This window comes from Pseudaeromonas aegiceratis (assembly GCF_046254905.1).
Taxonomy (GTDB): domain Bacteria; phylum Pseudomonadota; class Gammaproteobacteria; order Enterobacterales; family Aeromonadaceae; genus Pseudaeromonas; species Pseudaeromonas aegiceratis.
The window spans coordinates 2525786-2538985 of record NZ_CP158016.1 but is presented as its reverse complement, the minus strand read 5'-3'; the positions used below and the strand labels follow the sequence as shown (position 1 = coordinate 2538985).

12 protein-coding genes are annotated in these 13200 nt (G+C 54.2%); all 12 read left to right on the top strand.

The features are described from left to right. The first annotated feature begins 20 nt into the window (after positions 1-20). The 12 genes from flgL (at position 21) to pseH (ending at position 13192) form a co-directional block, all read left to right on the top strand. Positions 21-1235, top strand: a complete 1215-nt coding sequence (gene flgL, locus ABHF91_RS11930; RefSeq protein ID WP_409420503.1) for a flagellar hook-associated protein FlgL — start codon at positions 21-23, stop codon at positions 1233-1235. Positions 1236-1504: 269 nt separating this feature from the next. Further along, complete coding sequence (gene flaA / locus ABHF91_RS11925; RefSeq protein ID WP_409420502.1) at positions 1505-2425, top strand: flagellin A; 921 nt, start codon at positions 1505-1507, stop codon at positions 2423-2425. Positions 2426-3062: 637 nt separating this feature from the next. Beyond that, the gene (gene flaB / locus ABHF91_RS11920; protein WP_409420501.1) at positions 3063-3977 is read left to right on the top strand and encodes a flagellin B; all 915 of its coding nucleotides are present in this window, start codon (positions 3063-3065) and stop codon (positions 3975-3977) included. A gap of 37 nt (positions 3978-4014) precedes the next feature. Next, positions 4015-4452 carry a flagellar protein FlaG gene (locus tag ABHF91_RS11915; RefSeq protein ID WP_409420500.1) on the top strand — a complete coding sequence of 146 codons (438 nt, stop codon included), beginning with the start codon at positions 4015-4017 and terminating at the stop codon, positions 4450-4452. A gap of 35 nt (positions 4453-4487) precedes the next feature. After that, complete coding sequence (fliD, locus tag ABHF91_RS11910) at positions 4488-5891, top strand: flagellar filament capping protein FliD (RefSeq protein ID WP_409420499.1); 1404 nt, start codon at positions 4488-4490, stop codon at positions 5889-5891. A 31-nt stretch (positions 5892-5922) separates the two neighbouring features. After that, positions 5923-6348: a flagellar export chaperone FliS gene (fliS, locus tag ABHF91_RS11905; RefSeq protein WP_409420498.1), complete on the top strand. Its 426-nt coding sequence runs from the start codon at positions 5923-5925 to the stop codon at positions 6346-6348. Further along, entirely contained in the window at positions 6345-6689 is a 345-nt protein-coding gene (locus tag ABHF91_RS11900; RefSeq protein WP_409420497.1) for a hypothetical protein, read from the top strand. Before fliS ends, ABHF91_RS11900 begins: the two co-directional genes overlap by 4 nt. Before the next feature lie 20 nt (positions 6690-6709). Further along, a complete protein-coding gene (locus ABHF91_RS11895) occupies positions 6710-8806 on the top strand; it encodes a 6-hydroxymethylpterin diphosphokinase MptE-like protein (RefSeq protein ID WP_409420496.1) in 2097 nt (698 codons plus the stop codon). An 81-nt stretch (positions 8807-8887) separates the two neighbouring features. After that, a complete protein-coding gene (pseB, locus tag ABHF91_RS11890) occupies positions 8888-9886 on the top strand; it encodes a UDP-N-acetylglucosamine 4,6-dehydratase (inverting) (RefSeq protein WP_409420495.1) in 999 nt (332 codons plus the stop codon). Further along, positions 9886-11034, top strand: coding sequence for a UDP-4-amino-4,6-dideoxy-N-acetyl-beta-L-altrosamine transaminase (pseC, locus tag ABHF91_RS11885; RefSeq protein ID WP_409420494.1), 1149 nt, complete (start codon positions 9886-9888; stop codon positions 11032-11034). Before pseB ends, pseC begins: the two co-directional genes overlap by 1 nt. Further along, complete coding sequence (gene pseF / locus ABHF91_RS11880) at positions 11031-11723, top strand: pseudaminic acid cytidylyltransferase (protein WP_409420493.1); 693 nt, start codon at positions 11031-11033, stop codon at positions 11721-11723. Before pseC ends, pseF begins: the two co-directional genes overlap by 4 nt. After that, positions 11723-13192, top strand: coding sequence for a UDP-4-amino-4,6-dideoxy-N-acetyl-beta-L-altrosamine N-acetyltransferase (gene pseH / locus ABHF91_RS11875; protein ID WP_409420492.1), 1470 nt, complete (start codon positions 11723-11725; stop codon positions 13190-13192). The genes pseF and pseH overlap by 1 nt, the downstream gene beginning before the upstream one ends. The last annotated feature ends 8 nt before the right edge of the window (positions 13193-13200 follow it).

Genomic DNA, 13200 nt, shown 5'->3' with positions numbered 1-13200 from the left:
AGGGCCAGAGGAGAGATTCCATGCGTATTTCCACCAACATGCAGTTTGACCGCCATCTGCAGGCCCTGATGAATACCTCCGGGCGCCTGGATCAGGCCAATAGCAAGGTGCTCTCCGGCAACAAGTTCGATACGGCGGGGGAAGACCCCTTTGGCATGAGTCAGAAGCTGGGGCTGACCACCAATATCGAGCTATATCAGCAGTACACCACCAATGGCAATCTGCTGCAGAGTACCTTGAGCCATGAAGAGACGGTCCTCACCTCCATCAACGATAACCTGCTCAGTACCACCACCCTGTTGCAGAAGATCCAAAACGGCGCCATGAGCGATGGGGATCTGCAGGATCTGGGCAGTGAGCTGGCGATGCGCCAGACGGAGTTGTATGACCTGATGAACAGCAAGGATCCCCAAGGGGAGTATCTGTTCTCGGGTAACCAGACCCAGATTCAACCCTGGGCCAAGGATGCCAATGGCAGTTACGTGTTTCAGGGGGATGCTGGGGTGCGCAGCGTGCAGGTCTCGCCCTCGGTCGCTATCCAGGCCAGCGACAGTGGCCACACCCTCTTTGAGACGGCCGCCACCCGACGGACGGCCAGTGCCCTGAGCGGCAGCAACAACATCAGCATCTCCGTCACCGATCAAGGGGCCTACGACACCTATTACAAGAGCAATTACGATACCAGCAGCACCGCCACCAACAGCTTCACCTTTAGTACCACGGCCGCTAGCCCGGATACCTACGAAATTACCGATAGCAGTGGCACTGTGCTTAAAAGTGGTGAGTATGTGTCTGGGGAGGCATTGGATTTTATTGGCCTGTCTCTGACCGTGGATGTGACCGCGGGTGGCAGTCAGAGCTTCCAGATGGATCCGCCGGTCAACGACAACATTCTCAATACCATGACCGACATCATCTCGGCACTGAAGGACCCCTCGGCGCTAAGCGCCGATGACCTGCAGAGTGTGGTGGCGGATGCGTTGACACATATGAGTTCAACTCGGGATCAGGTGGGCACGGCGCTGTGGCAGACAGGTGCGAGGATGAACACCCTCGACTCGGTTCTGACGTCCAATGGCAGCCTGGAGCAAAGCAATACCGAGGCCCGCGCGGCGGTTTCCGAGATCGACATGTATCAGGCCATCACGGATCTCTACAAGGAGCAGAATGCCCTCAGTGTGGCGCAACAGACCTTCAGTAGGCTGCAGCAGCAGAGCCTGTTTGACTATCTCTAAGCGAACCTCGGCAAGCCATGACAAAACGGCCAGGCCACCTTCGGGTGGCCTGGCCGTTCTTTGCAAGCTGGGGGCACAAAAAGACTAAAGGAATCGACAATAGCACCGATAAATAAGGTGTAAGGCAGTTGCGGCATCCCGAAGCAAAAAAAGTTGAAAAAAATGCTAAAGGAAACGCCAGCAGGTCCGATAAATAAGTCAAGCAGGCAGACATAACACACTAATAAGCCTGGTTATTTTCAAAAATAAATGCTTAGGAGAAATTGATCATGGCTATGTATGTCAACACCAACGTTTCATCACTGAACGCCCAGCGCAACCTGACGAACAGCAGCAAGTCCCTGGATACCTCTTACACCCGTTTGGCTTCCGGTCTGCGCATCAACAGCGCCAAGGACGACGCCGCCGGCTTGCAGATCTCCAACCGACTGACTTCCCAGATCAACGGTCTGGATCAGGGTAACCGTAACGCCAACGATGGTATCTCTGTGGCGCAAACCGCAGAAGGCGCCATGGATGAAATCACTACCATGCTGCAGCGCATGCGCACCCTGGCTCAGCAGTCCTCCAACGGCTCCAATAACGACGATGACCGTGAGGCGCTGCAGCAGGAATACGAGCAGATGATGACGGAAATCAACCGTATCGCGGGTGATACCACCTTCGGTGGTCAGAAGCTGCTGGATGGTACCTACGATGGGACCTTCCAAGTGGGGGCGGATGCCACCCAGACCATCAGCTTCAAGATGACCTTGTCCTTCGACCTGTCTGGTATCGCTAGTGCCGCTAAGGGAAGTGCGACCGTAGTGTCTCAGACTGATACATCATCAACCGAGCCGTACTTGGTCTCTTCTGCCACTACCGCTTTGGCCAGCGTGACCTCTGTACAGAGCATCACTTCTGCCAGTACCGCCGAGCTGTCCATGGCTAACTTGGACTATATGATCAAGGCGGTGGACTCCAAGCGGGCCGAGTTGGGTGCGGTACAGAACCGGTTCGACTCCACCATTCGCAACCAGTCTAACGTGTCTGAAAACGTCAGTGCCGCTCGCTCTCGGATCCGGGATGCCGACTTCGCCACCGAAACCGCCAACATGACCAAGCAGAATATTCTGCAGCAGGCGGCCTCTACCATACTGTCTCAGGCCAACCAGCGCCCGCAGGCCGCCCTGCAACTGCTGCAAGGCTAGTAAAAAAAGAAACAGGGCGGTGGTTCAGGCCGCCCTGTTGAGGATGGATTAGAGGGGTGTTCGGATATGCGGTCTCTAATCTATCGGGAGAGAGTTGACTCTCTGGTTACACGCTGAAACAGTCTGCCATGGTTTTTACCAAGTGTAGAGTGAAATTCAGCCTATCTCCTGAGCACTTGCTCATTGGCCAGCTTAATGCTGGCCTTTTTTTGTGGCGCCAACGTCTTGGCACACCTTCACAATCTAGCATTAGCTATGCCAACTATTGGGTGTCGCCCTCGTTTTTTACGTCAGTCGGCCGAGGCCCGTGCTCTGTGGCTGGTCAGTGAGGTCCACTAATCTATCCTTTTGTCCGGTTTTCACAGGGTGGCGGCAAGTGATTGCCGCTTTTTGTTTATAGCGGCAAAAAAATCCTAAAGCTTTTCTGCCGATGGCCGTTAACCAAGATGAAGCAAATTGAGGGGTGTTCGGAAATCCAGCTATTTGCGGTGCTGCGGGTCTCGCGTTCGGTTCAAACGTGACGACCCGCGCTCAGGTCAACCGGGCCGGTTCAACCCGGTTGGCTTGAACGGTGGGACTCACCGGCTCTTATGAGTGAGGCGAGGCTCGCAGTTAACTTCTCATCGGGAGAATTATTATGGCTCTGTATATCAACACCAATACATCATCTTTGAATGCCCAGCGTAACTTGACGAATACCAGCAAGTCTCTGGACACTTCCTACACCCGCTTGGCCTCCGGTCTGCGGATCAACAGCGCCAAGGACGATGCCGCCGGCCTGCAGATCTCCAACCGCTTGACCTCTCAGATCAACGGCTTGGATCAGGGTAACCGCAACGCCAACGACGGCATCTCAGTGGCCCAAACCGCTGAAGGCGCCATGGATGAAGTGACCACCATGCTGCAGCGCATGCGTACCCTGGCCCAGCAGTCTTCCAACGGCTCTAACAACGACGATGACCGTGAAGCGCTGCAACAGGAATACGACCAGCTGACCACGGAAATCAACCGTATCTCCAACGACACCACCTTCGGTGGCCAGAAACTGCTGGACGGTTCCTATGAAGGTACTTTCCAGGTGGGCGCGGATGCGGCTCAGACCATCAGCTTCAAGATGACCCTGTCCTTCGATCTGTCTGGGATTGCCAGCGCCACCAAGGCCAGTGCTTCCGTGGTGACGATGACGGATACCACGTCCAGCGAGCCCTATGAGGTATCTACTGCGACGACGGCGGTCAGCGTTTCTAACGTGCAGAGCATCACCTCTGCCAGTACCGCTGAACTGGCCATGGCCAACCTGGACTATATGATCAAGGCGGTGGACTCCAAGCGTGCCGAGCTGGGTGCAGTACAGAACCGCTTCGACTCCACCATCCGTAACCAGTCCAACGTGTCTGAGAACGTTAGCGCCGCTCGCTCCCGGATCCGGGATGCGGACTTCGCCACCGAAACCGCCAACATGACCAAGCAGAATATTCTGCAGCAGGCTGCCTCCACCATACTGGCACAGGCAAACCAACGTCCTCAGGCCGCCTTGTCTCTGCTGGGCTAATTTGGGTTAGACCTCAAAGTGAGATAAGGGGGAGATTATGGCAAACGAGTCAATTCCACTTACGCCTGCCAGCGTCTCTTCCCTATCTGTAACAGACCAGAGCGGCCGCAAGGCCGCTCATGTCCTTACAGATCAGTCGGAAAGTGTCAATAATTTGGCAGGCTCGTCTACGGCGTTGCCCAAGGTGGAGCCCAAGGATGATGCCAAGTCGCCGGCGGATATGATGCAAGACATCATTGAGCAGGCCCAAGAATTGCAAGAAATGAGTCAAATCAAGGGATGGGCGGTGAATTTCCGGATTGATAACGATCTGGATAAGACCGTCATTACCGTAGTGGACTCAGAAACCCAGCAGACGATACGGCAGATCCCCAGCGAGGAACTGCTGAACATTAGTCGCCGGGTGCAGTCCATGCAACATGGCGAATCTGGCAACCAGGGGTTGTCCGGTTTGCTGCTGGATAGTCAGATTTAAACTGTGGTTTAAGTACCACGGGTGAGGAGAGAGCGATGGCCACAGTGACGTCAGCCGGTGCCGGTTCTGGGCTTGATCTGGAAAGCATCATTTCAGCCAGTGTGGAAGCCAAACGCTCCCAGTTGCAGACCCCGGTCACCACCAAGAAGACCAATACCCAGATTACCCTCTCCGGGCTGGGTAAACTCAAATCGGCTATCTCATCCTATGTGTCCACCTTGAAGGACATGACCAAGACGGGGGCGTTTAACAAACGCACCGTGGAGATCAAGCAAGATGAGGACGACCCTGTCTACAGCGTTGAAACCAAGACGGGGGCATCCAATGGCCAATATGACATCACAGTCAATCAGCTGGCGGCCACCAGTAAGTTCACAGGCACCTTCAGTAGTTCGACCGACGCCTTGGTGACGGCGGATGCGACCCTGACTTTTGGCGCCGGTGACGAGTCCTTCACCGTCAATGTCAAGGCGGGGGATACCCTGGAAAGTATCCGCAAACGCATCAATAACAATGGTGACAATTTCGGGGTGACGGCCAACATCATCAATACGGCGAGTGGTGAGGCCAAGCTGGTGCTCGACTCTGGCGTGACGGGCAGCGGTAATGATATGACCATTACCGGAACTGGTGAGTTGTCGACTTTTTCATCCAGTCTGACTCAGACCCAAACGGCGCAGGATGCCATCATCACTGTGGATGGTAATACGCTGACCAGTGATACCAATGACTTCGATGATTCCATCGTCGGGATCAGCCTGACCGCCTTGCGTGTTTCTGATACCGACACCTCAGATGCGACGGGGGCTACCCTGAAGTCCAACCAACTCTCCATCACCACGGACCACAGCGGTATCCAGGAGCTGGTGCAGGGTTTTATCGATGGTTACAACTCGCTGGTGAGTTCAGCCAACGCCCTGGGCAAACGCAACACCATAGTGGCAGGTGAGAGCCAGGACGATGGGGGGGCGCTGGCCGGCGATTCGGTGACGCGCAGTGTGGTCAACGTGATGACGGGGATCCTGACCAGCAAATCCGATAAGTCTACCGTCTACAACTCCATTTTCCAGTTGGGGATTGAGATGGACAATGACGGGGTCTTGTCCTTGGATGAGGACAAGTTCAACGAGTCGTTGGACAACAATTTCGAGCAGGTCGTTGCGCTATTTGGTGGTGATGATGGGGTGGCAGGGCAACTCTCCAGTGCCCTGGAGGTCTATTCCCGTACCGGGGGCTTGCTGGCCCAACGGCAGGATAACTTGAACTCCGATCTCAGAGACTTGGCAAATAAAACGGCGACCATCACCGAACAGATGACCAAATACGAGGAAAATCTGCGGGCTAAATATGGTAGTCTTGACAGCCTCTTAGTGCAGATGAGCCAGTCGCTTTCTTATTTGAATCTCATCTCTAATTCCACCAGCAGTAGCAGTAGCTAAATCTTCTTGTTTTTATCCTTAGGGAGTCAGCATGTACCGTAAGAACCTTAAGGCTTACACCTCAAACAATCTGCAAGCCGAGATGTCGGTTGCAGATCCCTACCGCATCATCCAATTGATGATGCAGGGAGTGATGGAACGCCTGGCTCAAGCCAAAGGGGCCATCGAGCGGCGCGATTTCGAGGCTAAATCGGTTGCCATCTCCAAGGCCATTGGTTTGCTGGACGGTCTGCAGGGGGCTCTGGACCTTTCTTTTGGCAAGATCCCACAAGATCTGTTTGCTCTCTATGATTACATGAAGCAACGGCTGATGGACGCCAGTCGGGAGATGAGTCAGGAGCCGGTGGACGAAGTCGCCAAATTGTTCATCACCATCAAATCTGCCTGGGACGCCATTCCGCCCAGCGAGCGGGAGCAGGCCTTGTCTCAGCAGCAAACGCAAGAAGGTGATCTATGACCGACAGTCCCAGCCAGGGACGGGATACGGACTGGCCATCGCAGATAGCGCGCCTCGATGAACTCAGCCGTCAGATACAGACGGCGATCAAACAAGACGAATTTGATAAGGCTAAGCAGCTTGGCGACGAGCGCTTAGCCTTGTTGTCTGTGCTGGTAAAACAGCAAGGTCCAGAAAATCCTTTCCCCGATGCCTTGGTCAAGCTCGCACGTCAGTTGCTCAGAGTTGAGGGGCCGCTGGAAGCCCGGTTATTGGCTGAAAAGGAACAGGTTGGCACCAATATTGCTAAGATGGTCACGGGGGCCAGAGCCAATGCCCTGTATAAGAAAAACAGACAATAAGATGCTCAGGAGCGACGACAATGGACATCAACAAGCTGATCCTGGAGACAGAGCAGCAGGCGGATAAGCTTCGGTTGCAATCGGAACAGGAAAAGGCCATGGCCGAGGTGCTACCGTTGCGCTTTGCTCAGAACATGGCAGCTTTTGAGCGTCTAATGCCGGCCATTTATGAGCAGTTTCGTGCTTATCAGCCAACCAGGGCGTTCAGACTCTACTGCAACGCGAATGGTGAGCCCAATCTCTTGTGGTTGGATGATAATGTCTCGCTCTACGGCGACGAGCCACTGGCACAATCTAAGGCTCAAATCGAACAAGTGATGGGGCGCGCGAGCTTGTCGCGTCTCGAGTTTGGGGTGGAAAAGAATTTCTTCGGTCAGATCCACGTCAAATATTTGAACATGTTGGCGGAAGAGTACCAGACTGCCAAAAAAACGCTGAATAAGCTCACCTCCCTGCCCGAAACAGTTCCCATGGCTTTGGTTTTCGGTGTTGGCTTAGGCTACCACCTGGGTTACCTTTATGAGCGCTGTAGCGTCAAAAACCTGTTTGTTATCGAGCCGGATCTTGATTTGTTTTATGCCTCGCTATTCTGTTTTGATTGGGCTCCCTTGCTGGACTATCTTGATTCAGAAAAAATGAGTCTGCATATCCTGCTGGGGCAGGATGAAGAGAGCATGATGAATGACCTGATGCCTGCGATTCATAAACGCGGTGCATTTTTGGTTGCTAGCATGTTTGCCTATTGGCATTACCCATCCCCGACTATTTTCAGTCTGATCGAGCGGGTTAGTCAGGAATTTTATACCCTGAGAACTGGCTGGGGATTTTTTGATGATAACCTCTTTGCCATCTCTCACTCTGCCGAAAACATCATCAAAGGTGCCCCGTTCTTGCTTAAGGGTAAGAAGGTACAGAATGAGCAGTCACAGTGTCCGGTGTTTGTGGTGGGTAATGGCCCTTCGCTGGATGCAGCGCTTCCTTATATCAAAGAATATCAACAAAATGCCTTGATTATTTGCTGTGGTAGTAGTGTCTATGCCTTGCATAAAGAGGGTATCAAGCCTGATATCTATGTGGCCGTGGAGAGAACCAAAAGTTCTGCTGATTTTCTTGCCACATTGAATGACCCTGACTATTTGCAAGATATTCTGTTCCTCTCGGTTGATGTGATTCATCCTGATTGTCTCGCTTATTTTGACCGCTCAGCAATGGGATTTAAACCCAATGAGCCCATGTATGCCATGCTAAAGGCGAATCAGAATAAATTGATGGAGCAATATACTGGTCTGCTGAATGTGAATCCATTGGTAGGTAACACCGGGCTAAGCTATGCTGTCACCTTGGGGTTCAAGAATATCTATCTGTTTGGCATGGATAATGGCTACAAGAGCAAGGAGCACCATCATGCCAAAAACAGCTCCTACTACGATAAAGATGGTAAACCCATCGAGGCCCTTAAGAAGCTGATGACAGGGCGAGCCGAGTTTATGGTACCCGGCAACTTTGGGGGTGAAGTGGTGACCAATCAGCTGTTAGGTTTATCCGCTCGCCATATGGGGACTCTGCTTAGATTGTATTCGGATGTCATCTGCCATAACTGCAGTGATGGTGCTCAGGTTAAAAATGCGATTCCTTTGCCTCTTGATGAGTTTCGACTGGATGAGGTTGCGCTGGACAAAGATCGCTTGGTGGATGAGATCTATGAGAAGTTGTTTGTTCCTATCTCAGTGAGTGCCGACAAACTTCAGGACTACCTGGCGATAGAGCTGTTTAATAAGCTGGTCGACAAAATAATCGAGGTCTGGCAGCCAGATTGTCTGACCTACGAGGACGTTAATGAAAGAACCCTAGTCAGTTTTGAGCTGGTTACTTCACTGGCTGTGTCACCTTACCATCATGTGTATCGTGTGCTGGTCGGTTCAATGAATTATTATCTCTCGGTGATTACCAGTATCTTGTACGCATTTTCTGACAAGGAAGAAACATTCCATCTTCTGCGCAAATGTATTGCAATATTCATTGAGTTCTTGCAGGAGACCAAGGTTCTCTATGCCAAGGCATTGGCGATGAAGGATAAAACGGATTTTGAGCCGTTGAAGCATATGCGCAAGAATTAATGCTAATGGATAGGCTAGGCGCATGAATGAGATGTGCCTTTGTGATTGTATGAAATTGCTAGGCCCTGCGAGGTGGCAGCGATGCTGAATAATTCAACTATTCTGGTGACGGGTGGTACAGGTTCATTTGGTAATGCCTTCGTGCCCATGACTCTGGAAAAATATAATCCGAAAAAGATCATCATCTATTCTCGCGACGAGATGAAACAATGGGAGATGGCCAAGAGGTTTCAAGGTGACTCCCGGGTTCGTTTCTTTATTGGTGATGTGCGGGATAAAGATAGATTACATCGTGCGCTGGATGGGGTGGATTATGTGGTGCATGCCGCCGCCACCAAGATAGTGCCCACGGCTGAATATAATCCGTTTGAGTGCATCAAGACCAATATCAATGGCGCCATGAACCTGATCGATGCCTGTATCGATGCGGGGGTCAAGCGGGTGGTTGCACTCTCCACCGACAAGGCCAGCAGTCCGGCCAACTTGTATGGTGCCACCAAGCTGGCATCGGATAAGTTGTTTGTGGCGGGTAACTCCTATTCCGGTGCCAACTACTGTCGTTTTTCGGTGGTGCGCTATGGCAATGTCATGGGTTCACGGGGCTCTGTGATTCCTTTCTTTCTGTCGATTAAAGACAGCGGCAAGCTGCCGATCACCGATCCGCGGATGACCCGCTTTATGATCACCCTGGAACAAGGGGTGGAGCTGGTCTGGCACGCGTTTAATGACATGGTGGGGGGCGAAATATACGTCAAGAAAATCCCCTCCATGAAGCTGACCGATATCGCTTCGGGTGCGGCACCCGATGCCGTGCAGGAGATTGTCGGGATCCGTCCCGGTGAAAAACTCCACGAACAGATGATCGGCATTGAAGACTCGTATTACACCTACGAGTATCCGGAGCATTTCAAGATCCTGCCCAGCATTCATAACTGGGATCGCGATATCAATCGGATCAAGGATGGCGTCAAGGTGCCTGAGGGCTTTATCTATTCCAGTGATAGTAATCAGGAGTGGATGGACATCGAAACCCTGCAAGCCTGGATCCAGCAGAATCAGCATAAGGTGGGTGCCATCTGATGGAGTTCATTCCTTATGGGCGTCAATGGCTTGACGCAGAGGATGAGCAGGCTGTACTGGCGACGTTGAGATCTGACTATCTGACCCAGGGCCCGCAGATAAGTGCCTTTGAGCAGGCGTTGTGCCAGCAGACGGGGGCCCGTTATTGTGTCGCGGTGGCCAGTGGTACGGCGGCATTGCATTTGGCGGTGGCCGCCATGGAATTGCCGTCAGGGAGCGAGGGGATAACCACGCCCAATACCTTTGTGGCGACGGCCAACAGCATGCTCTATTGCGGGCTCACTCCCGTGTTTGCCGATATCGACTCTGACACCTACAACCTGGATCCCGATGGTGTCGCTGCACACATCGGTGAAAAGACCCGGCTGCTGATCCCGGTGCATTTCGCCGGTCAGCCGGCAGACATGCCGACGCTGGCGGCCTTGGCTCAGCGGCATCACCTCAAGGTGATCGAAGATGCGGCCCATGCCATCGGCTCCTGCTATGCCGACGGCTCCCCGGTGGGAAACTGCCGCTACAGTGATGCAACCATCTTCTCATTTCATCCGGTCAAAACCCTGACCACAGGGGAGGGCGGCGCCATCATGACCAATGATCCCACCCTCTATGCGCGTATGTGCCTGTTGCGCTCTCACGGGATCACCCGCGATCCCGCCATGCTTTCTGCGCAGCCTGGCTCCTGGTACTACGAGATGCAGGCGCTAGGCTGGCACTATCGCATGACCGATATGCAGGCGGCACTTGGACTCAGTCAGCTGCAAAAACTTGGTCAGTTCAAGGCCCGGCGGCGTGAGCTGGTCAACCGTTACAACCAGGCGTTTGCCGAGCTGGCGTGGCTCACCTGTCCCTATGAGGCTCCCGGGCTCGACTCCTGTTTTCACCTGTATGTGGTGCAACTGGATTTTGATGCCATAGGCCTTTCTCGTGCCGAGGTCATGGCCAGACTCAAAGCGGCGGGCATCGGCAGCCAGGTGCACTATATCCCGGTGCCGGAGCAACCCTGGTATCGCCAGCATCTGCATACCCGAGGCGAGGACTATCCCCAGATGCAGGCCTATTACCGGCGCTGTCTCTCCTTGCCCCTGTTTGCGGCCCTCAGTGACGCCCAACAGCAGCGGGTTATCCAGGCCATACGGGAGCTGGTATGAGACTGGCGCTGATCCCCGCGCGGGGGGGCAGCAAGCGCATCCCCGGTAAAAACATCCGCCCCTTCTGTGGCAAGCCCATTCTGGCCTACTCCATCCAGACGGCCCAGGACAGTGGCCTGTTCGACCGCATCCTGGTGTCGACCGATTCTGACGACATTGCTGAGGTGGCCAGGCAATACGGCGCTGAGGTGCCTTTCTTGCGCAGCGCGCACAATGCCGATGATCATGCCGATCTGCTTAGCGTGATCCGGGAAGTGGTCGAACAATTGCAGACTGAGGGGGAGAGCTATGCCGAGGTGTGCTGTTTATTGCCTACCGCTCCCCTGGTGACAGCAGCCTGCCTGCAACAGGCCCATGGGCTGTTTCAGCGCGAGGGTTACGACTGTGTCTTTCCCATGGTGCGCTTTGGCTATCCCATTCAGCGCGCGTTGGGTCTGTCTTCATCGGGGGGGGTGAGCATGTTGCAGCCTGAATTCTATTCCTCTCGCTCCCAGGATCTGCCGCCGGCTTTTCACGATGCGGGGCAGTTCTACTGGCTAAGACCGGCGCCCTGCCTGGCCGCCGGTCGCCTGTTTACCGATCATTCCGGAGGCATCGAAATATCGGAGTTGGCGGCTCAGGATATCGACAATGAGACCGACTGGGCTTTGTGCGAACTCAAGTACCAGCTATTGCACGGAATCGATTGATGCAGCTGCATATCTACACCGAAGGGGATCACTCCTGCGGCTTGGGCCATATCATCCGTTGCATGGCCTATGCCGAAGCCTGGCGGGCTCGGGGGGGGCAGGTGATCTGGTGGGTCGACGGTGATGCCTTGGCAAAATCGTATCTGAGGGTCGAACAGGTTCATTGGGGACCATGGCAGACCCAGATGTCCCAGGCGGTGTCATACCCGGACGCTTATGCGTTGCTGGACAGTTACCGGGCCGCCCAGTGGATGGTTGAGCGACTCGCAAGCGGCTATGGGAACATCATCTGCCTCGATGACGAATACCGCCTGAACTACCCGCAGGGCTTTGTGGTCCATGGTGCGCCTGGTGAGACGCCAGCGAATGCTACGGGGGCCTCATGGTTGTGTGGTCCCATGTGGCAGCCGCTCAGGCCAGCATTTTGGGCGCTACCTGCGTCACGTGAGCCACGGGAGTCAGTCCAGCAGATCCTGATCATCATGGGCGGCACGGATGTCCGTCGGTTGCTGCCGGTGATGGTCTCATGGGCACAACAATGTTTTCCTGCCGCGACATTACACGCCATCGTGGCGGCGGGGGGGCAGGACTTACCACCAGAGGTGATTTGTCATCATCATCTGGATGACCGGCAGATGGCGGCCCTGATGACGAAGTGCGATTTGGCCATCAGCGCGGCGGGACAGACAACCTTTGAATTATTGGCTGCACGCCTGCCGGCGGTGTTGGTGCAAGTGGCCGATAATCAGGCCAGTCAGATGGCCGCCTGGCATCAACTGGGGGTGTTTATCTCGGCGGGGGCTTGGGATGCGCCCGCGCTACAGGCGGCCGTTTTCGCCGCTCTGTCGACATTAGCGGATAAACCGGCCCGGCAGGTGTGCCTGGATGCCATGACGCATCTTTCCTGTGGCAAGGGGGCTCCGGGTTTGGTGGGTTTGGTGTTGGGTCGGCGTTATCTGACGCAGGCCGTGCATACCCCCCATGGCACCTTGGTGCCCTTTGCCTGTTTGAGCCGTCAACAATCCCTGAGGATGCTGGCGTTGCGTAATGATCCGCGCATCGCCGAACAGATGATGCAGACGCGGATCATCACCGAAGAAGAACACTTGGCATTCGTCGAACGGCAGAAATCGGATCTGTATAACGTCAACTATGCCCTGATGGACGAGCAGGACCAGCCGTTAGGCATGGTGGCCTTGCAAGGTATTGACTGGTGTGCGCGGCAAGCCAGTCTCGGGATATATAAGAATGTTGATCTTGCGGTGGCCGGGCTCGGCGGGCGTCTCATGTCTGCCTTGCGTCATCTGGCTTTCCAACAGTTGCAGCTGGCTTCCCTCTCGCTCGGGGTCAAAGCGGATAATTTGCGGGCCAGAGCGTTTTATCAAAAGCAGGGTTTCACCATAATCGGACCGCAGACGGCACCGCTACTTCGGATGCAGCTTAGTATGAATGCAGTGAATGCTGATTAACCTGTCGT